Source organism: Butyrivibrio sp. XB500-5 (assembly GCF_003625505.1).
In the GTDB taxonomy this organism is placed as follows: Bacteria; Bacillota; Clostridia; order Lachnospirales; family Lachnospiraceae; genus Butyrivibrio.
Genome location: NZ_RAIS01000005.1, coordinates 70,822 through 96,968, shown reverse-complemented (window position 1 = coordinate 96,968; position 26,147 = coordinate 70,822). Strand labels below are relative to the sequence as shown.

The 26,147-nt window shown below is 38.4% G+C and carries 28 protein-coding genes; 25 read left to right on the top strand and 3 right to left on the bottom strand.

Annotated elements, in window-relative coordinates; all coding sequences use genetic code 11:
- Positions 1-3: 3 nt before the first annotated feature.
- Complete coding sequence (gene yidC, locus D6856_RS10020) at positions 4-2,772, bottom strand: YidC/Oxa1 family membrane protein insertase (protein WP_120686763.1); 2,769 nt, start codon at positions 2,770-2,772, stop codon at positions 4-6.
- Between the two features lie 138 nt (positions 2,773-2,910).
- Here yidC and aepX point away from each other — a divergent pair, with 138 nt between their 5' ends.
- The 7 genes from aepX to D6856_RS09985 are packed head-to-tail and all read left to right on the top strand — an operon-like array spanning position 2,911 to position 9,788.
- The gene (gene aepX / locus D6856_RS10015) at positions 2,911-4,212 is read left to right on the top strand and encodes a phosphoenolpyruvate mutase (RefSeq protein ID WP_120686762.1); all 1,302 of its coding nucleotides are present in this window, start codon (positions 2,911-2,913) and stop codon (positions 4,210-4,212) included.
- Positions 4,213-4,228: 16 nt separating this feature from the next.
- Positions 4,229-4,975 (top strand): metallophosphoesterase family protein, encoded by a 747-nt coding sequence (locus D6856_RS10010; RefSeq protein WP_120686761.1) that lies wholly within the window; start codon positions 4,229-4,231, stop codon positions 4,973-4,975.
- Positions 4,976-5,001: 26 nt separating this feature from the next.
- Positions 5,002-6,003: an NAD-dependent epimerase/dehydratase family protein gene (locus D6856_RS10005; RefSeq protein ID WP_120686760.1), complete on the top strand. Its 1,002-nt coding sequence runs from the start codon at positions 5,002-5,004 to the stop codon at positions 6,001-6,003.
- 33 nt (positions 6,004-6,036) lie between these two features.
- Complete coding sequence (locus D6856_RS10000; protein WP_120686759.1) at positions 6,037-6,795, top strand: DUF6564 domain-containing protein; 759 nt, start codon at positions 6,037-6,039, stop codon at positions 6,793-6,795.
- Positions 6,792-7,976, top strand: a complete 1,185-nt coding sequence (locus D6856_RS09995; RefSeq protein ID WP_120686758.1) for a saccharopine dehydrogenase NADP-binding domain-containing protein — start codon at positions 6,792-6,794, stop codon at positions 7,974-7,976. The genes D6856_RS10000 and D6856_RS09995 overlap by 4 nt, the downstream gene beginning before the upstream one ends.
- An 18-nt stretch (positions 7,977-7,994) precedes the next feature.
- A complete protein-coding gene (aepY, locus tag D6856_RS09990) occupies positions 7,995-9,116 on the top strand; it encodes a phosphonopyruvate decarboxylase (RefSeq protein WP_120686757.1) in 1,122 nt (373 codons plus the stop codon).
- Between the two features lie 48 nt (positions 9,117-9,164).
- Positions 9,165-9,788, top strand: a complete 624-nt coding sequence (locus D6856_RS09985; protein WP_120686756.1) for a flavin reductase family protein — start codon at positions 9,165-9,167, stop codon at positions 9,786-9,788.
- 55 nt (positions 9,789-9,843) lie between these two features.
- Here D6856_RS09985 and D6856_RS09980 read toward each other — a convergent pair whose 3' ends face one another.
- On the bottom strand, positions 9,844-10,872 hold the full coding sequence (locus D6856_RS09980) for a hypothetical protein (protein WP_120686755.1): 1,029 nt from the start codon (positions 10,870-10,872) through the stop codon (positions 9,844-9,846).
- A gap of 118 nt (positions 10,873-10,990) precedes the next feature.
- On the opposite strand from D6856_RS09980, the gene D6856_RS15190 reads away from it, so the two are divergent.
- A complete protein-coding gene (locus D6856_RS15190) occupies positions 10,991-11,164 on the top strand; it encodes a hypothetical protein (RefSeq protein ID WP_158588903.1) in 174 nt (57 codons plus the stop codon).
- A 25-nt stretch (positions 11,165-11,189) separates the two neighbouring features.
- Here the strand turns inward: D6856_RS15190 and D6856_RS09975 are convergent, their stop codons facing one another.
- On the bottom strand, positions 11,190-11,747 hold the full coding sequence (locus D6856_RS09975; RefSeq protein WP_120686754.1) for a class I SAM-dependent methyltransferase: 558 nt from the start codon (positions 11,745-11,747) through the stop codon (positions 11,190-11,192).
- 319 nt (positions 11,748-12,066) lie between these two features.
- Between D6856_RS09975 and D6856_RS09970 the strand changes: the two genes are divergently transcribed.
- From D6856_RS09970 to D6856_RS09895, 17 genes are all read left to right on the top strand, one after another.
- Positions 12,067-12,690, top strand: coding sequence for a flavin reductase family protein (locus tag D6856_RS09970; protein WP_120686753.1), 624 nt, complete (start codon positions 12,067-12,069; stop codon positions 12,688-12,690).
- Positions 12,691-12,926: 236 nt separating this feature from the next.
- On the top strand, positions 12,927-13,472 hold the full coding sequence (locus D6856_RS09965) for a helix-turn-helix domain-containing protein (RefSeq protein WP_120686752.1): 546 nt from the start codon (positions 12,927-12,929) through the stop codon (positions 13,470-13,472).
- Positions 13,473-13,476: 4 nt separating this feature from the next.
- Positions 13,477-14,283, top strand: coding sequence for a hypothetical protein (locus D6856_RS09960; protein ID WP_120686927.1), 807 nt, complete (start codon positions 13,477-13,479; stop codon positions 14,281-14,283).
- A gap of 12 nt (positions 14,284-14,295) precedes the next feature.
- A complete protein-coding gene (locus tag D6856_RS09955) occupies positions 14,296-14,535 on the top strand; it encodes an HNH endonuclease (RefSeq protein WP_120686751.1) in 240 nt (79 codons plus the stop codon).
- 176 nt (positions 14,536-14,711) lie between these two features.
- The gene (locus D6856_RS09950) at positions 14,712-15,842 is read left to right on the top strand and encodes a DNA translocase FtsK (RefSeq protein WP_120686750.1); all 1,131 of its coding nucleotides are present in this window, start codon (positions 14,712-14,714) and stop codon (positions 15,840-15,842) included.
- A gap of 28 nt (positions 15,843-15,870) precedes the next feature.
- Complete coding sequence (locus D6856_RS15185; protein WP_158588902.1) at positions 15,871-16,014, top strand: hypothetical protein; 144 nt, start codon at positions 15,871-15,873, stop codon at positions 16,012-16,014.
- Between the two features lie 114 nt (positions 16,015-16,128).
- Positions 16,129-16,671 carry a hypothetical protein gene (locus D6856_RS09945; protein ID WP_147367825.1) on the top strand — a complete coding sequence of 181 codons (543 nt, stop codon included), beginning with the start codon at positions 16,129-16,131 and terminating at the stop codon, positions 16,669-16,671.
- Positions 16,672-16,938: 267 nt separating this feature from the next.
- A complete protein-coding gene (locus tag D6856_RS09940) occupies positions 16,939-17,754 on the top strand; it encodes a class I SAM-dependent methyltransferase (RefSeq protein ID WP_158588901.1) in 816 nt (271 codons plus the stop codon).
- Positions 17,755-17,773: 19 nt separating this feature from the next.
- Complete coding sequence (locus tag D6856_RS09935; protein WP_120686747.1) at positions 17,774-18,853, top strand: hypothetical protein; 1,080 nt, start codon at positions 17,774-17,776, stop codon at positions 18,851-18,853.
- Positions 18,854-18,881: 28 nt separating this feature from the next.
- Positions 18,882-20,021 (top strand): hypothetical protein, encoded by a 1,140-nt coding sequence (locus D6856_RS09930; protein WP_120686746.1) that lies wholly within the window; start codon positions 18,882-18,884, stop codon positions 20,019-20,021.
- Entirely contained in the window at positions 20,022-21,734 is a 1,713-nt protein-coding gene (asnB, locus tag D6856_RS09925) for an asparagine synthase (glutamine-hydrolyzing) (RefSeq protein ID WP_120686745.1), read from the top strand.
- Positions 21,735-21,745: 11 nt separating this feature from the next.
- A complete protein-coding gene (locus D6856_RS09920) occupies positions 21,746-22,219 on the top strand; it encodes a hypothetical protein (RefSeq protein WP_120686744.1) in 474 nt (157 codons plus the stop codon).
- Positions 22,220-22,237: 18 nt separating this feature from the next.
- On the top strand, positions 22,238-23,401 hold the full coding sequence (locus D6856_RS09915; RefSeq protein ID WP_120686743.1) for a glycosyltransferase: 1,164 nt from the start codon (positions 22,238-22,240) through the stop codon (positions 23,399-23,401).
- Positions 23,398-24,309, top strand: a complete 912-nt coding sequence (locus D6856_RS09910) for a class I SAM-dependent methyltransferase (RefSeq protein ID WP_120686742.1) — start codon at positions 23,398-23,400, stop codon at positions 24,307-24,309. Before D6856_RS09915 ends, D6856_RS09910 begins: the two co-directional genes overlap by 4 nt.
- Positions 24,310-24,335: 26 nt before the next feature.
- The gene (locus tag D6856_RS09905) at positions 24,336-25,256 is read left to right on the top strand and encodes a deacetylase (RefSeq protein ID WP_120686741.1); all 921 of its coding nucleotides are present in this window, start codon (positions 24,336-24,338) and stop codon (positions 25,254-25,256) included.
- Positions 25,253-25,732, top strand: coding sequence for a hypothetical protein (locus D6856_RS09900; RefSeq protein WP_120686740.1), 480 nt, complete (start codon positions 25,253-25,255; stop codon positions 25,730-25,732). The genes D6856_RS09905 and D6856_RS09900 overlap by 4 nt, the downstream gene beginning before the upstream one ends.
- Before the next feature lie 8 nt (positions 25,733-25,740).
- On the top strand, positions 25,741-26,145 hold the full coding sequence (locus D6856_RS09895) for a hypothetical protein (RefSeq protein ID WP_120686739.1): 405 nt from the start codon (positions 25,741-25,743) through the stop codon (positions 26,143-26,145).
- Positions 26,146-26,147: the final 2 nt, after the last annotated feature.

Genomic DNA, 26,147 nt, shown 5'->3' with positions numbered 1-26,147 from the left:
CTCTCAATCTCCGTACGTCCAATTATCTATATCAAAGATATTCCGGTTCTTTAATGTGTAACGTATAGGGTCAATAAATGTATTGCCATGGTTTTTCTCTAAAGCCCATTCGGTGTACATTCCGTTAAGAACTTCATCGTTTTTTCTGTCCTCATTAATGGGGTTGCCCGTAAATGGATTGACGGGGTTATCAATAATACCTTTAAATGCTTCCGAAGGGACATCTGCGTTGGTCATAAAGGTGTTATCTATAGTAAATTCGTTGCTTCCGAAATCCTTGATCATAAATAGCGGATTTGCATTCATCGGGTCAAGGCCGACAGATGATGTACCGTCTCCGGTTAATGTATCAAGGCCGATGTTTCGACCGTGATCTGCGGTGATTATTATTTTTGTGTTATCCCACACTCCGTTTTCTCTTAGGAAGTCAAACCATTTTCCGAGCTGTATAAGGACGGCCATGTTGCTCTGATAGTGCGTGACCTGATCTATTGTTGTAAGTCTGAGATCCTTCATGCCGGGAGCTGTTCTTACAGCATGTTCTTTTTCATATTCGGTGTTATCAATTTCGTTTGCGGGCTCAAACTCCGGCTCTTGGAGCATGGTGACATCATGAGTGGCACCGTTTGCCAGTGATAGATAAGTGTTTTCTTCAGAGTCGGTTATTTTGGTCATAAACGATAAATTCTCAAGTGCCGTGTAGGAAGAAATGAAGTTATCGTGTACGCCGCTACAAGTGTAGATGTCGGTGGGACTATAATAGAAGTTCCAGTCGTTATCCTCATTAAGACTACGGTAGTCGGCAAAATTGTATATTCCCTCATTATAAGCCTCTTTATGTAAAAATACCGGACTGATCTTAAAAATGGAATAGCAGAACAGATTTCTGTTTAAGGTCTGTTCTTTCTGCGCAATTCGAGCTTCTTCATTGTCGCCGAACGCATCGGTTGTTATATAAGCATTGATTTCCGGATATTCATCGAAAATACTTATGTCAGAGTCCCATTCGTAATTGGCATAAGGAGGGTCACATACGGTAACCTTGTATCCTGCATTCATAAACATTACAGGCATTACCTTAAGCGCTTCATTATGCTTGTCTTTGAGAGATTCATCAGCTCTTGCATTGATCTCATATGGCATATATTCGTAGCCGCCATAGATCGGTGGAACACCGACGTTGGTGCAAAGACCAAACGAGAAGGCGTTGGGGTAGAAAGTGACTCCCGCAAACTGTTCTTTAAGTTCGGGCTTTTCTTCCATCAGATACGGAACCAATGCTCCTATGGCTCTATCCATCATAAGTACAACGACGTTTTTTCCGGTTCTGCTGAGAGTAAATTCAGGGGTGTCTTGGCTCTTTTGGGCGGCTAATACCTTGAGCTTGTCAGAATCACTTTTAATCTTAACCACATTGATCAATGACATTGCTGTGATTGCAAGGCATCCGATTATACATATTGCTTTTAATGATTCGCCTTTTCCTTTTTTCCATATAAAGTATACGGCACCTGTGACAAGGCAGAGTATAAGTAGATTAAAAATATAGTCCTTGGCTGAGATTTCAATGGGCACATCATATCTTAATGATGAAGAGATATTTCCGTATCCTTTTCCGAAAAACATGTATTCCGTAATTGCACAGAATACTGCTATTACAGAGCCAAGACTGAATATCTTCTTCGCTTTATCGGATGAGAGTTTATAGAAAACCACAAACCATACCATAAAGGTTCCGACTGCCATGAGGGCTGAACGAAGAACATATTTAAGTGGTGAATGGAAATCAGACATTTCCACAAATTCTGCGGTGGAAGTGCCGATAAGTGCGGTGGGTATGAGTACACCGACAAGTACGGTCAAAAGTATGCAACTAGCGTAGAATATAACGTTGCTTGTATCGGAACTTATATGCTTATCGTTGTTTGATGAATCTTTTGACTCTTTAATAATGCGATTCTTAATAAGAGGAAATTGAAGTGCCAGAGCAAGAATCAGTGAAAGTGCTTTTCTTCTTATACCTGTAAAGTATATAAAACCGGCTACCAGTACAGCAATTCCTGTTATAGAGCAAATAATCTTGATTACCTTCTTGGGATTGGGTATCTTATAGAAAATGTTTTTAACAAGTGAAAACAGGTTGTTTAAGGTCCAATAGAATACCAGTCCTGCGGGTGATTCATATAAAAGTATCAGGAAGATAAGAGCCATTCCGTAGAGCTGAATTTTACTCTTAAGAGGCATTCCTTTTGTATATATGATACCGGAGACAATATTTATTGCCGTCATTAATATAGGGAGCAGATGCAAGCTGATACTACCGATGGTGATCAGATTATCAGGTGCTCCCAGATCAGATATGGGACCAAATGATGCTCCGTTAAGCAGGTTTAAGTTAGAAAGATAATGATAAGCTGCTATAAAGAACGGAATCTCAAGAAGTAGCGACAAAGAGCCCTTAAGTGCATAGTAAGGCTTGTAGTTATTCTGGCGATAAAATGTCTGCAATATCATGAAGCGTTCATCGCCCTTGAAAACTTTTCTTATATGGTCTACGCCGGGTTTGAGTTTAAGAGATTGTTCCCTTTCCTCTTCCTGCATGGTATCTGCTCTGCGATATAGGGGAAGAACCAGTAAGTTAATCGTAAGACTCAGAAAAATAAGGGATAATCCCGGATTATCTGTAATCTTAAGCGCAATCGCATAAACCACATCAAAAAGTAGTTCGAGCGGTCCCAGAATGATTGTATGTAATAATTGTAATAATGTCATGACTTGTCTCCATTAATGCTTTATAAATAGAACATATAGTACTATATCACATTCAAAACGACTAGCAAAACGAAAATATTCAATGTATAATGTGATAGATGTTTTTTGCTATGCAATATAAATGAAAGGTATTATGAGATGAATAAAACAGCCTATACTTGTTTCAGCACGGATGTTATCCATGCAGGACATTTGAATATTATAAAGGAAGCACAGAAATACGGAAAAGTAGTTGTAGGATGCCTTAGCGATAAGGCTTCTATTCGTTATAATCGCTTTCCTACGGTTCCTGAGAAGGACAGAATCGAACTGTATAATAATATAGAAGGTGTGGATTCTGTAGTGTTGCAGAATGACATGCTTTATGATGACGTTATCGATAAGCTTCATCCTGATTATATTATTCATGGCGATAACTGGACCAAGGGCGTGGAGTCAGCTATTCGCAGCCATGTTGAGAAGCTTGTTTCCGCATATGGTGGACAGATTATTGATGTTCCTTATACATACAACGAGGAAGTAAGTAAGATTGACCTTCAGCTTAAGGAGCGTCTTTCTATGCCTGAATATCGTAGAAAGCGTCTTCGTCAGCTTATTGAGATGACTCCTGTAGTAAAGGTTATGGAGGCTCATTCCGGACTTACAGGTCTTATCGTAGAAAAGACGGTTATCGAAGGAGATAACGGCAAGCTTGATCAGTTCGATGCTATGTGGATTTCAAGCCTTTGTGATTCTACAGCTAAGGGAAAGCCTGATATCGAGCTTGTTGATATGACTTCAAGATTCCGCACGATTGAAGATATCACTGAGGTTACGACCAAGCCAATTATCTTTGACGGTGATACGGGCGGACTTACCGAGCACTTTGTATATACTGTAAGATCACTTGAGCGTCTCGGCGTTTCTGCGGTTATTATTGAGGATAAGAAGGGACTTAAGAAGAATAGTCTTTTCGGCACTGAAGTTGAGCAGACCCAGGCTACTATCGAAGAGATGAGTGATAAGATTGCAGCCGGCAAGAAAGCGCAGCTTACAGATGATTTCATGATCATTGCCAGAATTGAGAGCCTTATTCTTGAAAAAGGAATGGATGATGCGCTTGAGCGTGCATTTGCTTTCGTTGAAGCAGGCGCAGACGGCATTATGATCCACAGCCGTAAGAAGGATCCTGCCGAGATAGTAGAGTTCTGCGATAAATTCAGAGCTAAAGATAAGACAACACCGATAGTTGTTGTTCCGAGTTCGTTTAATGTGATCACAGAAGATGAGCTTGCAGCGCATGGTGTTAATATCGTAATCTATGCCAACCAGCTTACAAGGTCGGCATTCCCTGCTATGCAGCAGACAGCAATGGATATCCTTAAATATCACAGAGCTAAAGAAGTAGACGACAGGCTTATGTCAATCAAAGATATAATCACACTTATTGATGAGATTTAAAGAGGATTAGAGACAATTGGAAGATAAATATTTAATCCTATCGGATATTCACGGAAATGTGAGCGCATTTGATGCGGTACTTCAGGATTGCTCCGGAACAGATTTTACCGGAGTAATTCTTTTGGGAGATCTTATCGATTATGGCATGCGTTCCAATGATATCGTTCAAAAATTGATAGCATTGAAAAACGGAGCATGGAAAGATAAGATTCTTGTGAATATCTGGGGAAATCATGAAAAACTTGTAGTTGATAAAGATCTTGAGCGCCTTTCATCGGACAGAGGACGTGTTATGGCACAGTACACCGCTAGGCAGTTAACCGGTGAATCGATAGATTATATCAATGAAAGCATGAATAAAGCAGGTATTCAGGAATTTGAACTTTACGGTCTTAAATGCCTTGCTGTTCATGGATCTTTGGAAGACAACTACTGGAAAGCAATCGGACCTGACAATCTGCGCGGTGAATATGCTGCGTATGATCTTGTTTTCGGAGGTCATTCTCATTATTCACATTGTTTCACACATTTTTATCCTATTGAGGATCCGGAGCTTAGAAATAAGAAGGCTGTTACGTTTGTTAATCCGGGATCGGTCGGACAGCCTAGGAATCAGAATCCTTGTGCACAGTACGCGGTTTTGACACTTCCTTCTAAGTCCGTAGAACTTAAAGCGGTGGAATATGATATTGCCTATGAGCAATCTCTTTTTCCTGAGGAGATTGATGAGTTTTATAAGACAAGGCTGACAAGAGGTGTCTGAAGATATATACGAAAGGTGGTTTTGGTATGAGTAAGTTATATGCGATCAGCGGTGTTACCGGTATGACCGGAAACGAACTGGTAAGACAGATTTTGATTGACGGAAGCACAGATCATATCCTTGGATTTGATAATTTTTATGCTTCATCAATCGATACGGTTGCAGACCATATTGATGATGACAGATTTGAGTTTTTTGAATATGACATAAACAATAAGGAGCAGATGAATGACTTCGAGAGTAGGGTAAAGGCGCAGACGTCAAACTACGACGAGGTAATTTATATAAACTGCGCTGCGGTTGTTCACACAGAGCATTTCTACCATGTTTATGAGACATTTGAGACCAATGTTGAGGGAATGAATGAATTTCTTCAGCAGGCTATAAGAGTCGGAGCGCAGAAGTATATTAACTGCTCTACATCCGAGGTTTATTCCATGAACTCCTGGAATGAAAATGGTGGTGTCAAGGAGAGTGATTTCCTTACTATGGCGGTTGCCGAGCATAGCCAGAGAACTTCTTATGCTACAGGTAAGCTTCTTACTGAATTCTTTATGAAGGATGCCGTTGATGAGGGTAAGATAAAGGGCTGCAGCATCAGGTTTGCCAACGTTTATTCCAAGGATGAGCGTTATCCCAAACACATTATTCCTTTTATCATCAACAGTTTTAAGGATAACGGTAAGGTTGTGCTCCTTGAAAACAGCAGAAAAAACAAGAGAACTTTTTTGAATAATTACGATAGCTGCAGTGCGGTTCTTGCGCTTGCGTCCACTGATTCGGCGCTTGACGGAACGGTATATAACGTTGCGACTGATGAGGAAATTTCTATTATAGATCTTGCGAAGTTATGCGCTTCCAAGATGGGTATAGAGAACCCTGTTATCGAGTTTGACGGATACCGTGAGTCAGATCCCGAAAGAAGACTTTTAAGCACGGACAAGATTAAGACAAGAACCAATTGGAAGCCGGTTGTAGGTCTTGATAAAGGCTTGGAAGAGTGTATAAACAATTATCTTAAAGGATAATGTGATTAATTAGGGAAATGGGTGGATTGTTGTATGAAGATTGCGATAATCACAAATGCCGGGATATCAAGCAGGTTTAACGAAGGTGTTCCGGAAAGTGATAAAAAGCTGAAGGCAATATTTTATGAGAAAGACAGCAAGAGTACACTGCTTTATCATCAGCTTCTTAAGTGCTCGTATGCCGATAAGATCATTCTTGTGAGCGGATATAAAGCGGATTCGCTTGGTGAGTATGTAAAGACGCTGGAAGATGAGCTTAAGGATAAGATCACGATTGTATTTAATGATCATTTCAGCGATCTTGCCTCAGGCTACAGCTTGTATCTGGGACTTGAGGAAGCGTTTAAATATGAGCCTTCGGAAATACTTTTTGTTGAAGGTGATCTTGATATAGACGATAGCTCTTTTGCCCAAGTGGTAGCTTCTTCAAAGAGCGTATTAACTTATACTTATGAGCCGATTTATGCCAATAAGGCGGTTGTGCTCTATAAGGATGGTGAAGATAAATATCGCTATGCTTTTAATAGCAGCCACGGGATGCTTACAATAGATTCTCCGTTTTCATGCATATTGAATTCCGGTCAGACTTGGAAATTTACGGAGATAGATAAGCTTATACCGGCTAACCAAAAGTTTTTTGATGAAGCAAAGGGTGATACCAACCTAAAGATTATTCAGAATTATCTGGACTTTGGCGTTGATATTGAATTGATCCCGCTAAAGCGTTGGACTAACTGCAATACGCGGGATGATTATAGAAAAATAGTTTCATACTGGGAGAATGAGGAATGAGAAGTTTACAGGAAAGACTTAGTGTTGTAGAGAAGCACGTTAAAAACGATGATATTAAGATCATGATAATCGGACTTGGCAGCGTAGGAGCGTATCTTCTTGATTATCTTATCAGCAAAAACGATACTGCTATCAATGTGGTTGTAGTCGGACGTGACGCAGATAAGATGCAGACCAAGGTAAATATCACAAGAATTGCGGGACTTATCCGCGGTGTTAATAAGAGTCATATAGAGGTTGAAGGTGGTGTTGATCTTAATGATATAGCTGCCATTCAGAAGGCTGTTGAGAAGTATAAGCCTGACTTTATTGTTAATTCAAGCCGTGCATATCCCGGACTTAAGTATGGAAGTATAAGCTGGGCCAATGTAAGAGCTTATGGAATCTGGAGCCCTCTTGCGATCAGATTTACCAAGAATGTAATGGAGGCTTGTGACAAGGCTGACACGGATGCGATCGTTATCAATACATCTTATTCCGATGCTGTTATTCCATGGCTTAAGAGCGCAGGAAAGGCTTATCCCGATTTTGGATCAGGCAATCTCAATCACCTGGTTCCCCGTATGAAGTTTGCTGTTGCAAATATGCTTGGCGTTAAGGATTACTGGAATGTTGACGTTATGTTTGCGGCAGGACATTTCCACGATGTATGCATCAGTAAGGAAGGTCAGACTGAAGGCGTAGAGCTTCCTCTTAAGGTTTATTACAAGGGTGAGGAGCAGAAGAATCTCTCTGTAGATGAGATATACAAGGCATGTCATATCACTATGCCGGTAGATCAGACCAGAAATATGATGAATGCATCAAGTAACTATCAGATAATCACAGCGATTATTGATGCAATCAGAAGTGGTATGAATCAGAAAGTATTCACTCCCGGATTTGACGGAAATATCGGTGGATATCCTGTGCTTGTAGGATACAAGGACGGTAAGCTTGATGCTTGGATCGATGAGTCTGTATTTAGCTTTGAGGAGATGAACAAGGCTGACAGAGCATCTATGGCACTTGACGGTGTTGAAGATGTTGTAGACGGTAAGCTTATCTACACTGATGCGCTTATAGAAAAGGCACAGAAAGCATTTGGAAAGACTCTTCCCAAGGAAGTTCCTTTTGCGAATATTGAAAAGACAGCACAATGGATCATAGATGAGATAATTCTTCCACAGACTGAGAAATAAGGATAATAGGTTATTGAGATGAAAGTTGAGAAATTAGTTGAAATTATTGGTTCGGATTTTTACACGGGAGTACCTGATTCACAGCTTAAGGCTCTTTGTAATTATCTGATGGACAGATACGGAATAGATCCCAAGCATCATGTGATCGCAGCAAATGAAGGTAACTGTACAGCTCTTGCGGCGGGATATCATTTGGCGACAGGCAAGGTCCCTGTAGTTTACATGCAGAATTCCGGTGAGGGTAATATCATAAATCCCGTTGCGAGTCTTTTGAATGATAAGGTTTATGCCATTCCGATGGTATTTATCGTTGGTTGGAGAGGCGAACCGGGAATTCATGATGAGCCCCAGCATATATACCAGGGAGAAGTAACCGTTAAGCTCCTTGAGGATATGGGAATAGAGGTATTTATCATCGGCAAAGAAACTACCGATGATGAAGTTGTCGCAGCTATGGATAAGTTCAAGAAGGTTCTTGATGCAGGTAAGGATGTAGCCTTTGTTATTCGTAAAGGCGCGCTTACGGATGCTCCTTCCGTTAAGTATGAAAACAAGAATACTATGGTCAGAGAAGAGATCATCCAGCATATTGTAAAGGTATCGGGTGAGGATCCGATCGTAAGCACTACGGGTAAGGCTTCCCGTGAGCTCTTCGAGACAAGAGTTGCCAATGACCAGAGCCATAAGTATGATTTCCTTACTGTTGGTTCAATGGGACACAGTTCTTCGATTGCGCTCGGAGTTGCGATAAATAAACCTGATCAAAAGATATGGTGTATCGACGGAGACGGCGCTGTGCTTATGCACATGGGTGCAATGGCTGTTGTCGGTGCCAATAAGCCTTCAAACCTTATACATGTTATAATTAATAACGGAGCACATGAAACAGTGGGTGGCATGCCTACTGTTGCAGGTTCAATGGATATTGTTGCAATTGCAAAGGCGTGTGGCTATACCTATGCGGTGTCAGTTGATTCTTTTGCGGATTTGGATAAAGAACTTGAAAGGGCCAAGGCATCTAAGGAGCTTTGCTTGATTGAAGTTAAGTGTTCTATCGGAGCCAGAGAGGATCTTGGAAGACCTACCACAACAGCTCTTGAGAACAAGAATAATTTCATGGATTATTTATCCAATATCTAAGGGGTAGCCATAGCGTAATTCACGACAGATGGAAAGGAGATTTCATCTATGAATACCAAGGCAATGTACAAGTTATCTTACGGTTTATTTGTATGCACAGTAGTAAACGGTGATAAGAAAAACGGCTGTATCACCAATACAGCGATACAGGTTGCTTCGGATCCAAATAGAATCTCTATCGCTATCAATAAAGCCAATCTTACTCACGACATGCTAAAAGAGACAGGAAAGTGCAACATTTCTGTTCTCAGTACCGATGCATCTTTTGATACCTTCAAGCACTTTGGTTTCCAAAGTGGAAGAGATGTCAATAAGTTTGCGGACTATACCGATTGCAAGCTTGCAGACAACGGTATCCCTTACATCACTAAGGGCACCAACGCATATTTCTCTTTGAACGTGGAAAAAGAAGTTGACCTCGGGTCACACACTCTTTTCATCTGTGAGCCAGTATTTATGGATGTTCTAGATGATACTCCTTCTTGTACATACGAGTACTACCAGAACAACATCAAACCTAAGCCTCAGCCTGTCGGCGAAACGCCCAAGGGCGAGACAATCTGGAAATGTACAATCTGTGGCTATGAGTACGTTGGAGAAGATATGCCCGACGACTTCATTTGCCCGATTTGCAAGCACCCGAAGGATGATTTTGAGAAGATAATACGTTGAGATACAAAGAAAGGACCTGCAGTGATGCAGGTCCTTTGTATATAGAAATCAATTCTTATTCTGTTACTACAGCCCCGAGGACTTTGATACCGAGGCTCTTGCAAATCTCGAGCTCTCTTGCGATGTCGTCGTACTTGGACCGGCCAATCTTCTCAAAGAGGATGACTCCGTCTGAATCTACGATGGAATCAAGAACTGTGGAATCCTCGAGTATGTTGCTGCTTGCTATGGCGGTTATGTCGCCGGCGTTGAACTTCTCGCTTGTCTTGTGCCTTAACTCTGCTACGTCTGCATCAGCTGTTGCGCTTAAGAAGAACACTTTTTTTGCATTGGTGCTCTTAAGTGAAGCAAGGATGCTGCTGTATACGTAGGTGAGTGAGCTGTCGTCGACGTTTCGTAAGCTGCTGATGATAGGAAGCTTGAAAGCAGACCTGAGGTCATCGGCGGTCTTGAGGACCGGTTTCATGATGTACTTAAGTGAAACCAGCAAGATAACCAGAAATGCTCCGAGGAACGCTGCAAGTATTACGCTCTTAAATGAAAAGTTGGGCTTTTCTTCTGTGACTTTGTTGTTCTTCTCGGCTCTTTCTTTGTAATCTTTGAGGTTGGTCTCCATAAGGGTGAGGAATGCCTGGCTCATTTCTTTGTCATCTTTTTCGAACAGGGCATTGTAATATGCCATCTGATCGGCTGAGAAATAGCTCTTAACTGCGACAATTTGCTGAGTAGCCTTGAGAAGCTCTATTTCAAGCTCGGTATTGTCTTCTGCACTGCTTTTTTCTATTTTGTTGTACAGATTCTCGCATTCCAGATATGCGTTGTAAGTAAGTTCTACATCACTTATCTCTCTGGCTGTGAGTACTCCTTTTACTGCGTCCTTGAGTTCCTCCAAGGTGAGGTCGCTGAAATTCTCTTCTTCCTGAACAGGCACAGGCGCTGATAAGTATCCGCCTGAATAGAGCGCATATCCAAGTCCCAGTATTCCGAATATAATTGTAGTAAGGATGATTGCCTTCCAGTACTTGAGAATCTTGAGGGCAAGATCCTTGAGATCGATTTCCAGATTGTCTCTGTATGATTCCATTAGTTCTTCCTTCCTGTTAGTTATTAATGTTATTACTCGTCTATTGTAACATAAAACGCTCGGTGCACAATGGTGTTCATCGCCTTTGAATATCTTTCTTATTAGGTCGACACCGGGCTTGATAAAGATCAAGGATAAGTACAATGCGGAAGAACTTACCAATATCCTAATGGATAAGTACAGCATCCTTATAAAAGACCTTACGACCAAGGTCGGAGAGAATTATATTCGCGTTGCAATAAGAAATGCGGAAGATAACAACAAGTTTGTTGAAGCTTTGAAAAACATATAATGAGAGAATAACTTGTTATATTTTTTCAAAAGATATACGCATTATACTCATATTTTCCGTTCAGATATTCAGGGTTGTCTACCTCTGTGAAGATAACTTTTTTTCCATAATCTTTGGCAATGTCGGTTATCCATTCCTTGTGCAAGAACAGCTTGTTCAGGCCTTTGTATTTTTCGTCGTAGTTCTCAATGGTCTTGCGTCTATGTTGTATGAGCTCATCTTCATATTTCTTATTATGGATCTCGCCAAGATACGTTAATTTATTGGCTTTTTCGATCATCTTTCTAAGTACTGTTTCAGCATATTTTTGCGATTCAAAGTACTGAAAGACGCTTTCAGATATGACAATATCAAATTTGGGAGTGGTAGAAATTTTTTTTGCCTCACAGTGCTTAAAACCATGGCAGCCTGTAGATATGATGGCGCTGCTCACCAGGGATTCGGAGTAGTCGCATCCGCCAAATTCGGCTTCGGGAAGTCTGTTCTTGAACATAAAGAGATTGACTCCGCTGCCGCATCCGACCTCAAATACCGAGTTGATGTCCTGACCGATCAGATTGGTGACACGTTCAAAGAAGGTCAACCAGCTATCATAAAATGTTCTATAGTATCTCCCGGCGTTTTCTACAGCTACATCAAAGCCGTTGGCTTTTTTGAGCTCGCAGAATCTCTCATATTCATTTCCCGAGAATTGAGATGATACTATTCCTCTTTATTTCCAGATAGTTTTCCAATTATTCATTTTGTTTATCTACCTCTCGTTTAATAAGCGTACTTGTACATTATATCATAAAAATTGTAATCGATTATTTGGCATACTCTTTTTACGGAAAATACAAATAATTTCGTGGCGAGGCATATCAATAAAGTGATAAAATAGTATCGGAAAGGAGATTTCATCTATGAATACCAAGGCAATGTACAAGTTATCTTACGGTTTATTTGTATGCACTGTAGTTAATGGTGATAAGAAGAACGGCTGTATCACCAACACCGCGATTCAGGTTGCTTCGGATCCGAACAGAATCTCTATTGCGATCAACAAAGCCAACCTGACTCACGACATGCTAAAAGAGACGGGCAAGTGCAATATCTCTGTGCTCAGCACCGATGCATCTTTTGATACCTTCAAGCACTTTGGCTTCCAGAGCGGAAGGGATGTCGACAAGTTTGCGGACTATACTGATTTCAAGCTTGCCGATAACGGAATTCCTTACATCACAAAGGGCACAAATGCGTATTTTTCGCTGAATGTGGAGAAAGAAGTTGACCTTGGCTCTCACACCCTTTTCATATGTGAGCCTGTATTTATGGATGTTCTTGCTGATACTCCTTCCTGTACCTATGAGTATTATCAGAACAACATTAAGCCCAAGCCTCAGCCTGTAGGCGAAACACCCAAGGGCGAGACAATCTGGCGCTGCACGATCTGCGGCTACGAATATGTTGGCGAAGACATGCCTGACGACTTCATCTGCCCGATTTGCAAGCACCCGAAGGAAGATTTTGAGAAGATAATAAGATAATAATGTAATAAAGTAATAGTGTAATAAAATAATAAGGTAATAATGTAATGCCACATATCCGAGAGGGTATGTGGCGTTTTTATACTGAATAACTGATTAGCATAACCGAAATGGATTTAACCGAAATCGACCATCAAAATGATGGCAAAAACCACTTGATTTACCATCATTTTGATGGTTTAATTATTGTATAAGATAATTATTGTTGTTTATAGTATGTTTGAGCGGTATAGATTATGAATAAGAAATACATTACTCCAACCGGAATATCAGGGAAATCAATAAAGGAGTTAAGGCAGACTCTTGGAATGACACAAAAGGAATTTGCGGAGTTTTGCGCGGTTTCCAAACCCACCGTTGAAAGGTGGGAAATGGGAGATAAAGAAGTGACAGGTCCGATAAATCTGATCAGTCAGTTTGTTATGCTCCATCCGGAGGTTGCCGATGAACTTAAACTTCCGAAGAAAGAATATCCGCTCCGCATGTATTATTACTACAAGGATACTGTCTGTACCGTGATAGATGTAGATGAAGCTAAGAGACGGATTAAAATCAAGAACTACGCCAAAAATGTCATGTTCAGGGCTTTTGGTGTGAATGAATCACCTTCTTATGAGGACTACGAAGAATTTATAGAGTCAAGGTGTTTCCCGCGAACGAGGGACAAGATGAAGATTATGCTTGAGGGGCTGGGCATTCCCTTTTACGATCCGATTCTTATTATTGAGAAAACAGCCGGTCGAATGGCGGAAGATGATTTTTGGATAAAGATTGAAAGGTGAGATTATGATAGAACTTTTGGAGGAAGAATTAAGAAGCTTTAGAAGGCAATCATCAAAGGGAAATCAGCTCAAGGGTTGCAAAGATGGCAAATGGTATAAGGCTGATTACGCCGGTTATGAAGGATTAGCAGAATATGTGATATCAGCTCTTTTGACTAAATCATCTTTAACTGAGGATGAGTTTGTAAAATATGAACTTACTGATATTAAGTATAAAGAAAGCGTGCTTAAGGGAGTAGAGAGTGATGATTTTCTGCATGATGATTGGCAGATTGTAACACTGGAAAGGTTGTTTAAGACTATATATGGGCGTGGGCTCAATTCGATAATTTATTCAATTGAAGACCATACCGAAAGAGTAAAAAGTCTGGTGGATCAGGTTGTTCGTATTACAGGGATAGAGGACTTTGGACAGTATATTCAGAAGATGTTTGCGATAGATGCTTTTTTTCTTAATGAGGATAGGCATACTCACAATATTGCGGTTCTCATGAATGGAAAGGGAGAGTATAAGAAATGCCCGATTTTTGATAACGGAGCAGGTTTATTGTCGGACACGACACTGGATTATCCGATTGGCAAAGATACTATGGCATTAATGAAAACGGTTCAAGCCAAATCAGTTTGCCAAAGCTTTGAGGAGCAGCTTGAGATTGCTGAGCGATTGTATGGCAATAATATCAAGTTTGATTTCATCAAGAAAGATGTAGAGAAAATCTTAAAAGCAGCGGATAAGTACGGAAGCGAAGTGCTTGACCGCGTGCGTTACGTGATTTTTGAGCAGATGAGAAAATACTCATATCTATTCTAGGGAGCGGATCAGATGAGAACACTCAAGCAAAAGAAACTGACCATAAAACACATAATTCTTGAAAAGACCGGTGGCGTCTGCGCCAGGTGTGGCAGGCCGCTACCGCTCGAAAAGACAACCATCGACCACCTCATTCCCAAGTACAGAGGCGGAACGGATGAGCTTGGCAACCTCATCCCTATGTGCAAGCGCTGCAATAAGCAGAAGGGCTCAAGGCTTGTGGGGGCGGAGGAACTAAAATATTTGAAGTGAAACGAAAAGCGCGGAATTTCCGCGCTTTTTTCTTTTTATGCGAACGATTGGCGAACGCAAATCACCCCAAAAGAAATACGAAAAACCGTGATAAAATAGAAATATCCACAACATGTTCAGCCGGAAAAGATAAATGGCACATTTGGCTTGATTCCCCTGCTAAAGGAGGAAACAATATGATCAAATCCAATAACATGTATGACCTTCTGGATTATCACAATATTCAAAACGATTTCACTGACAATGAGTATGTTCAGACGATGAAAGAAAAACTCGTAGAACTACTCAAGTCCTATGGCGCTTATGGAGAGATTGTTGAATACTACATGACTCCTTTTGCTGTTACGTTTGTAGTCGACCCTGATTCCGGCGAAAGTATAAAGGAATTCAAAAGACTCCGTGTGGATTTGGAAGTTCATATGGCGTGGCCTATAGAGATAGTCAATATTGTGGAAAAAGAAGGTGTCTTCGGAATCGTAGTTAAACGCTGGGAAAGACCGCTTATTGGTCTCAGAGACATCATGGAATCTGATGAGTTTATAAATTCCGGCTATGAGATACCTATAGCTGCGGGAATGGACGTTCTTGGAAAACCACTTATATTTGATCTGGCGAAGACACCGCATTTGCTTGTCGCCGGAACTACAGGCTCCGGAAAAAGTATTTTTCTCAATGATATTATTATGAGCATTCTTTTAAACAAAACTCCGGAAGAAGTGCAACTTATGATGGTTGATCCCAAGCGAGTTGAGTTTGGGGCTTATAACGGAATTCCTCATCTTTCGAAACCGGTTATTTACGATATTCGTGAAGCTGTAAATGCAGTAAAATGGTTGGACGCTGAGATGGTTGTTAGATACAACACCTTTGTGAAATATAACGCGAAAGATATTGATGCTTATAATATGGCAGCGGATGAGGACAACAAATCACCAAGAATAGTTATGATCATAGATGAATATATGGAATTAATGTATCAACCGGAGAGTGAGTTCGAGGAACTGATACAACGAATATCCAGGATGGCAAGAGCGTCAGGAATACATCTCGTTTTGGCAACACAGCGTCCGAGTAAAGATGTAATCACATCAAATATAAAAGCTAATATTCCTTGTCGTGCCTCATTTACTGTAGTTGATTGGCGTGAATCAAAGACTATTCTTGACAGAACAGGTGCCGAGAAACTGCTTGGAAACGGAGATATGCTCTATTCTGAAGGTTCAGCAGCTATACCGGTTCACGCTCAGGCTGCGTATGTAAGTTATGAGGAGATTGATAGGGTGATAGATGCGGTGAGAAAGAATTGATTTATCCAACGAAAGGAGGGCATGTTATATGAATGATAAAAAACACTACATTGATGTTTACAAGCAAGCGGAAGCTTTTTTACAGTCAATGACGCCATCAGGAATAGATCTTGAAAAGTATTATATTGTAGACCGTGGAGAATATAAGTCATTGGATGACATTTTTATATAGTTTAATTATTCTGCTCAGAACTATCAAAGAATGCCCAATGTAATTGCTTTTAATAAAAGAAAAAAAGAAATAGGGAAAATACTGCATAATTTCGATCATAAAAAAGTAAGTACAATGAACCCTGAAGATCTTAATAGGACATTTCGCGAAAAGTTTGATGTCAAAAGCGCCGATACCAAACAAAACAGCTGGTATAAGTGGAGCAACGCCATTGTGGACTCAGCCAAGTTCTTGACCGAATTCGAAAAAATAGCAGATTTCGAAGAGTTTGTAGGTCGCTTTGATTATAACGTTCACACAAGCATGGCGCTTCCGCTCCTGATATCACATAAAATAAACGGCATAGGATTTGCGCTTGCCTGCAATCTTCTTAAAGAACTCGGATACTCAAGGTATCCAAAGCCGGATGTACATCTTGTAGATGTTTTCAGTGGGTTAGGACTTTGTGAAAAAGATCAGATAGCAACCTTTGAGGCTGTAGTAAGGATGTCAGATTATTGTATGGAAGCCGGAGATACAACCGCCACACCATATAAGGTTGATAAGATTTTCTGGCTGATATGTTCCGGAAACTTCTACAAAGATGAGGCAAAAGAGATCCCTAAAAAGGGGAAGAAAAAAGAGTTTATAGAGATGATGCTTAATAAAAAAGCTTAGAGTTGAATATAGAGAACGATTTTGATAAGGCACAGGGCCACAAACACCGTGGATTCCGCGCTTTTTCTTTTTGTTAGTCAAAGAATATTGATAATAAGGGCAAAATCCGGCAAAAGAAATTCGAAAACACGCATGGATACTGCTAAAGAAAGATGACTGTTATGCCGATAAATAACTATATGGGGGCCAAACGCTGGTACATATATTGTGATAAAATAAATATATATTACGAAAAAACGATTATCCATTGAATTCTGGGGGGCGAACGTGGAAAGGCATCATATTGTTTGGAATTCTGAAAATGTTAATAGGCTTTGGGATTACACTGCTAGTTGCAATGTAAAAGAAGATTCATATTTTGGATACCAGGTTGGAGAAGCAATAGTTCATTTTTGTACGTTTTTTGTAGAAGACATTAATAAGTGTAACGTTCTGGATTATGGAAGTGGAATGGGACATATTATTGGCAAATTTCTAGATAAGAAAGTACATGTTACCGGTGTTGATATGTCCGGAGAAGAAGTAGATAGAGTTAATAAAAAATACGCGGATAATAAGTTTTTTCACGGAGTAAAATTATTTGACGGCGGACGTTTACCATTCAATGATAATGAATTTGATTTAATAACCTGCACAGAAGTCATAGAGCATGTGTTGGATGAGCATATAGACAATTTGCTCAATGAATTATATAGGGTGATGAAACCCGGAGGAATAGTGCTTTTTACAACTCCAAATAATGAAAATATTGAGGAATCTGAGAGGTGCTGCCCGGAGTGTAATACCATCTTTCATGTCCATGGACATGTTCGTAGTTTTTCAAAAGAAACAATAGAAAAAATGCTGGAAGAGCATAATTACGCAACAATACTCTGTGATGCAACAGATTATGAATATATTCAAAGATATTTACACTGTCCTTCGCTATTAGATCTTTCAATCAGACAAATGATAAGACGATTGAAAAGGTCGTTGATTGATATACAGGATATTGGAAAAAAGAATATAAACTCACATCTATTTTCTGTTTATGTTGGTTTAAAAAGAAAACCGCATTTATTCTATGTAGGAACAAAGAAATAAAATAAAGAGAGGCAATAAAATGGATAATTTAACATATCATAGGGAGTGTTCATGGCAAGCGGGATTTACTCTTTGTCATAATGCAGGAATAATATCTACTGTTTCGGATAAAACAGGTACTCTGTTGTCTTTTTCTAAAAATAGAGACTATATCAATACGGTTTCCTTAAATATAGACAGAAATATTGAATCAGCTTATACAGGCTATTGTTACAACGAGGATGAACTGTTCCTCGCACCATATAATGCGGATAAATTTCTTGCAGTCAATATAAAAAAGGGTACAGTTCGAGAATTAACCGATTTATCCGGAGCAATAGATAATAATTTACAAGCGAAGTATTTGAAAGTTATAAAAATGGGGGATGTTTCTTGCGTAATTGGAGAAAAGATTCATTCTATATTATTTATCAATATGAGTAACGGTTACTCAATGGAGAAAGAGTATTCGTATAACAATAGTGTTTTTTGGACATTTAATCATGCGATTAATGGGGATAAGATTTACTTGGCTTCCAGAAATGAAAACTATTTGTTTGAAATTGATATGAGTAGTTATTCTGTTTCTGAATACTCGGTGACAAAAGATGGTGAAGATGGATTCAATGATATTTATGAAAAGGATGGCCGGATTTTTCTGATCGGAAAAAAAGACGAGAATTATTCATGGGATGATAATACTCGAAAATTATTAAAGACTAGTGGCAATAGCGATGAAATGACAAGCTGGTTTAGCTGTTCAATTAATGATTGCGTATGCCATATATATGCAAATAAGAATATGCTTATAAGGGAAGATTCTAAAGGGAATAAGACAAATGTCCTAATAGATATAGGTGATGTTGATTCAATAAATGGAGTATTGTTTCAAGGAACTTGTGTTGTTGATGATTCCATTATTTTCGTATCAAGAAACGGTAGATTTTTTGAATACGAAGTCAGCAATAATCGTCTTGAAGAAATTATGTTAAATGAGATAGACGGATATGATCAGAGTTTTTCCGGCGTTTTTGGAAAGGTATTAATGATCGGAACTGCTTTAGAAGGCAGAGATGGATCGTTGTTGGGATTTATTGAGCATGTTGTAGAGAGTGTATGACCTGACAAGAGTGGTGAGGGGATTTACTATGAATGGATTTTCATTTCAGATAGAAAATGATCGAAAGATAAAAATAATCTATTGGGCTGATTATGTCAGTCTTGAGGATATAACTATTGAGTCAGATAGCTGCGATGAAATACAGATATGGTATCCCCAAAAAGTTGATAAAGATATTGCTAAAGAATATGGCGAAGTGTTGTCTATTATTGAGGGCGATGAGTACTCATTTGGTGACAGGACTTTTTCGAAAGCTATTAATTTATTACAGGAAGAAGAACAGATATTTTCCGGATTTAGCAAGACTATGCGTTATGAGAGCAGAAGAGCAGGCGAAAGAGATAATTTAAGTATAGAATTTGATTATCCTGTAATAGAAGACAAGAAATTAAATGAGTATGTAGAATTTTATAATTCATTTGCACGAGAAAAAGGGCGAGCAGAGCTATATTTGGATAAGGTAATGGTCTTGGTTGAGAAGGGCGCATTTGCTATTGCAACAGCCAAAAGTGATTTAGGAGAGATTCTTGTTAAAAATGCATACATTGTTTGTGATGATATGAAAATGGTTTCACATTTTTCCAGTTCTTCTCTTTTTAGAAGCAATAAAGAGATGTCACAGATGATTGGAAGAGCGAATGGGTATCTCCATTTCTCCGCGATGAAAATGTTTAAAAAATTAGGGTATGAAACGTATGATTTAGGAGGATATTACGCAGGAAATACTGATTTGGAACGGATGAGTATTTCATCGTACAAAGATAAATTTGGTGGCGTTATCACTGAATACGAAACAGGTTTTGTGATAAGTTTTGATCAAATAAAAAATATAGTTAATAATCTGAAGATTATCGAGAATAAAATAAAAACAGACAAGGTAGTAATATATGGATATTCTTCTTGGGGAAAATACCTTCACAGAATACTCAAAGAAAAATATAACATTGAGCCGTTCTGCATTATAGATAATAAGCTATTTTCAAAAGAGGATAATATTGAAAGCGAAGAAATCTTAAAACAATTCAATGATTACGATGACTATTATATTATTATCACTACTTTGAAAGAAAACTATAAAAAAATTTGCGAAGGGGAATGTGTAAAGCCTTTCTTTAATAGAAAAAGAACTTGTTGTGTAAGAGAAAAAGATCTTGATGGGGATAATTGAATGTGCGGTATATGTGGTGGGAATGATATTAAAAGAGATTATGCGGGTGCGATTGAAATAATAAAACATCGAGGACCGGATGGAATTAAAGTTGAGCGTTATAATGATGTGACGCTTTGCTTTTGTCGATTGTCCATAATAGATTTATCGGAAGGCGCTATGCAGCCGATGTCTTCAAATGATGGCAAGGTACATATTGTTTTTAATGGCGAAATATATGGATATAAAGAGCTTAGGGATAGACTGAAAAGAGATTATAATTATAAATTTATGACTACATCGGATACGGAGATTATCTTGGCATTATATTCGATTTACGGTCAACGGTTTGTAGATTATATAGATGGAATGTTTGCCATAGCGATATATGATGAAAGAAGTGACATATTATCATTATATAGAGATCGAGTCGGAATAAAACCTCTTTACTATTATTATGATGGAAAAAAAATCATGTTTTCATCAGAGCTAAAAGCTTTAAGGTTTATGCTGGATAGTTCTGAGAAAAAAATAGATAAAAGCGCGTTATATGACTTTTTCTCGTATGGATATGTGCCGGATCCAAAGACACCATATTGCAATGTATTTAAACTGAATCCCGGAAGTTATATAAAATATAATCTAAAGAAGAATACTATTATTGAAAAGAATTCATATTGGGGTTTTAAGATAAACACTAAAAAACATGGTACTCGAAATATAAATGATATACAAGATGAATACCGATTTTTAGTTAATGAGTCCGTTAGAGATCAACTTGTTGCTGATGTCCCGGTTGGGGTGTTTTTTTCAGGGGGAGTGGATTCCAGCATAATCGCTTATGAATCCCGAAGTATACATGAGAATATAAAAACTTATTCAATTGGTTTTAAAGAGTCCAAATATAGCGAGGATACATTTATATCCAAGTTTGCAAATGAATTAAATGTCGCTAATCACTTGGATATTCTTGGAATGGATGAATTGAATGAAGAAATCTATATGGCATATGCTGATTGGTTTGACGAACCGTATGATGACCTTACAGCCATTCCAACTTATTTACTATCAAGGCAGGCTGTGAAGAATGTAAAAGTTGCACTTAGCGGAGACGGTAATGATGAATTGTTTGGAGGATATTCTCATCAAAAAACATATTATGATTGGGAAAAACGAGGGATAAAAGAAAAAATAAAATACAGCATAGAAAAGAATATTTCGGGTTCCGGATTATTAAAAGACGTTGAGTCCGGATTATTATTCTATGCATCGATGTATGGATGTATTCCGGATAAATATAGAAAAATACAAAAGCGTGATCTCGGACTTCATGAAGATTATGATGAATATTGGTTTATAAGAGAAAATTGGAATACTGAATTGCCTACATATTCCAGAGCCAGATATGCTGATTTTAAAACATATTTGGTCGGGGATATTTTGCCGAAGACAGATCGTAGCAGTATGGCAGTTTCTTTGGAAGTAAGAGTACCTTTTCTTAGCAAAAAGTTGGTCGAATTTGCATTCTCATTAGCGGAAGAAGAATGTAATGCTGCCGGCGAGATGAAAGCGATGGTAAAAACGGCATATAAGGGTGATTTGTCTGAGGAACTTTTATATAGGCAAAAACATGGCTTTACTATTCCGCATACTTCATTTAGATCTACGAAAATAAGAGGATTTGGAAGGCGATATTGCTTATATAGAGATTTTTGGGTTTATATGAGTGATTAAGGGGGCATACAATGTTCATCGTAATAGGGCTTGTTGGTGTAATAATTGGAATTATCCTCGGAGAAAAACTTATTGGTAGTGAAAGAAAAAAAGCTTACGCCAAAAAAGAATTAGAGGTAAAGAAATTTCGAACTAATTATTATATATTACTGCAGTGGTTGAATAAGGCTGAAAATAATAGAAGCATAGGGGAGTATCTGGCGTCCAAAGGATATAAAAAAATAGCAATATATGGAATGGGAGAATTGGGAGAATTATTATTGTTGAAACTTAGGGACACTGATATAGAGGTTCCCTACGCTATCGACAAAAATGCCGAGAATATAGGAGTGGATGTTGTTATAAAAACTCCTAATGATGATCTACCTGATGTTGATGCTGTGATCGTTACAACTGTTTTATGGTATTGGGAACTAAGGCGAATGCTAAAAGAAAAACTTGATTGCGATATTCTTTCATTAGAGGATATCGTATACGAGATGTAAGAACTTGAGGGTGACGCTATGAACATTGCTATTTTAATTCCGTCTCTGGGGGCCGGGGGAGCAGAGCGAGCAGCTTCTGTTATTGGCGATAACTTAATAAATGAAGGACATAATGTTTATTATTTTTTGTTTGTAAGTAGTGAAAGACGTTTTTATAAAGTTCGTGGCGAAGTAATAAACAGTCATATCTTTTCACCATTTTCATGTGAGAAGACTATTGATTGTATAAGAGAAATTATTTATGCCAGAGCGGAACTTATTTGCTTGAAAAGAAAATACAAGATTGATGCTGCTATTTCGTTTATGGAAGAATGGAATTATTTAAATGCATTATCAAAAGATGGGCGAAAGACTTTGGTAAGTGTAAGGACGGTGCTGACTGAGCGCAAAGAAGGAAAAGGAATGCTTTATGAGCGTTTTTGGCAAAAGCTGATTCTTTCCAGAGCCGATAAGATTGTTGCAGTAAGTGATTATGTTAGGAATGACATTTGTAATAATTGTGGAATTAAGAGAAAAAAGGTTGTATCCATTCCGAATATTTCACAAAAGCGTGAAATTATAAGTGATAAAAAATGGGAATATGGAAGGAAAACGATTGTAACTGTTGGTAGATTAGAGCAGATTAAACAACCGGATAGGGTAATAAGAGCATTTTCATATGCGTTAAAAAAAGTTGAAGATGCAAAACTATGTATGGTTGGCGAGGGAAGATTAAAGAATTCTTTGGTGGATCTATGTAATGAGCTTGGGATTAGTGATAGCGTAGTTTTTGTTGGTTCAACGAATGATGTTTCTTATTATCTGAAATATGCAAGGGCGTTTGTTATGACCTCCAAGCTTGAAGGCTTTCCCAATGCAATGGTAGAGGCAATGGCTTATGGAGTTCCGGTGATAACAACTGATTCACCGGGAGGCTGCGGAGAAATTGTGGGTAAAGAAAAAAGTAGTGATGATATCCAGTATTGCAGATATGGAATTCTTACACCGTATATCATTGGAGATATAAAAAGAAACGAAGCGCTTGAGAAAGAAGAACAATTATTGGGAGAAGCTATGGTTGGAATCCTTAATGATGATGATATGTATTCCAGATATTCCAAGGCTTCAATTCAAAGAGCGGACATATATTCTTTAAAGAACGTAATGGCTTTATGGGATAAGGAGTTGATAACCGGAAAATGAATCTTTTTAGTGAGTTTGACAAGAAGGTAGATGCAATTATAAAGAAAAGCAATGGTAAAACATTGATTTTATGGGGGTATGGTTACAGCGGTCAGTTTTTTGAGCATATCCTAAATCGCAGAGGGAAAAGGATAGATTATATAATTGATAATTTTAAAGATTACCCATCTAGATTCTGTATATACACATCATCAATATTAGATGAATTGGATCCGGGAAAGTGCTTTGTGCTTGAAGCTTTTTACGAAGACGAAGAATCAAAAAGTGTATTGAACCGATGTGGATACAACAATAATTCTTATTTAAATCTTATTACGGAATTTTTTGGCACTGAAAAAAAAATACTGTCATATTATGATTGGTTTGAATATTTATTTGAGTTGGATATTAAAGCGGTTAAACATAATGAATGTGGAGATGGGACCTTTTACTCTTTTGGGAATGACTATTCTATAATCAAAATTTTGGATGAATTTCAATTTATGCCTGAAGATGGTTTTTTTGATTTTGGATGTGGCAAAGGCGGAACATTACTGTTGGCAGAAGCGTACTGCGGAAAGCTTGGAGGGGTTGAGTATGATAACGACCTATATAGTATAGCCAAAAAGAATTTCCAAAAATGCGGTATGGTGAATTATGAGCTCTTTTGTGATGATGCATCAAATATAAAAACAGAGCTTGATGGATATAACTATTTTTATATGTATAATCCATTTAATGGGGATACTTTTATAAAAGTAATTGAGAATATTGAGGAAAGTTATAGAAGGAAGCCGCGCACAATAACATTAATATACAGCGGAGTTACATGTCATAAGCTGGTAATAAGAAACGAGATTTTTAAATTTACAAAGAGAATTCCAACAGAGTATTGGAACAAATATACAAATATTTACATGATAGGGTAAGCATAATCGAAGAAGGAGAGAATGCCTTGAATCGATATTTTATTATTACAATAGATACTGAAGGAGATAACCTTTGGGGGGTAAAAGATATTCATGCACCTATAACGACTAAGAATGCCTCATATTTATATAGGTTTCAAGAACAATGCGAGAAATACCATTTTATTCCCACATATCTGACTAATTATGAAATGGCAATTGATCCGGCTATGATCGAACTTGCTAGAGAGGGATTAAAAAATGAAAAGCTTGAAATAGGTTCACATGAGCATGCATGGAATTCACCTCCGTATTATCCGCTTATCAAGCGTCCAATTACCAGAGGGAAACCTTTTTTGGGAGAATATCCCAGACGTGTGATAAGGAAAAAGCTGGAATACTTGACCAAGCTATTGGAAGATAATTTTCAAACGGAAGTAAGATCACACAGAGGTGGAAGATGGTGCTTTAACTCTGTGATTCTGAGAGAATTGGAAAGGCTCGGATACTTGGTGGATTGTACTTGTACACCCGGAATGGACTGGAGCGATATGCCGGGGTGGAGCATTGGAAGCAAAGGGACTGATTGGAGCGGATATAGTTTAAAAGAAGGATTTCTTTCTTATACCGAAAAAGGAAAGGTAAAAAAGAGCAATATAATTGAGATTCCGGTTACATGTATTGCAAAAGGACGCGGTAAGCCTGCTTGGTTTAGACCAAATGGGCATAATCTGCAGGAAATGCTGGGAATGCTGGATTATATTTCGGAAAGAGATTATAGATATATAGAATTTATGCTTCATTCATCAGAGCTAATGCCCGGAGGAAGCCCGACATTTGAGAGAAAAGGGCAGATAGAAAGATTGTATGAGGATCTTGATTGCATTTTTTCTGAAGTTGAAAAAAAAGGATTTGTTGGAATTGGTCTGACCAATTACGCGAAGATAATAAGAGGAGAAGCTGAATGATTATATATATTATTGGAGCGGTTTTGATATTTATTGCAGGTGTTGTTGTCGGAGCATTCTTTATGGGACGCCAATATCAGGAACACTGTAAATTTATAGAACGAAACGCTGAAAGATTTGTAGGCATATATGGTGTTACACTTCGATGGATCAGACTTCAACAAGAAGGGAAAAAATTATCTGATTATTTTGAAAAGAACAATTATAAAACTGTTGCGATTTATGGAATGAGTGAAGTGGGATATGCAATTCTTGATGAACTTGAAAGGAATGGAATTTCTGTAAAGTATTGTATAGACAGAAATGCAGATAATATATTTGCCAGAGTGAAAATGTATCGCCCCGATGAGGAACTTCCGCAGGTTGATGCGGTGATTGTTGCAGTGGTTCAATATTATAATGAAATAAACGAAACACTTAAATCCAAGATGAATTGCCCTATCATCTCTGCTTCAGATGTTGTTTGGGAGGCGTGAGGTCAGTAATGGATAAATATGACAAAATCATAAATTGGATTTATGACGGCTCAAAGATTTGTACATATGGCTGGGGATATCTTGGAAAGAAACTATACGTTGAGATTCCTCAAATGTTTGGTGTGAAAGCTGATTATATTTGCGACGGTGATGATAAAAAAGTTGATGAGATCAGTATAGATGGAATAACACCAATCCACAAAGATAAACTACTGAACATGAAAGAACGGACAGTAGTTTTTATCTTAGTTGATGACCCATATGATCTGCAGATAGAGCAATCACTCAAGGTGAATGAGTACCTTTTGACTGTTAGCCTTAGAGAGTTGGCACAAATGAATCAGATAATAAAAGCTTTTTATGGTGATGAGATATACGATCTGTATTTAAATCTCAAAGATGGAAGGGAATAAAT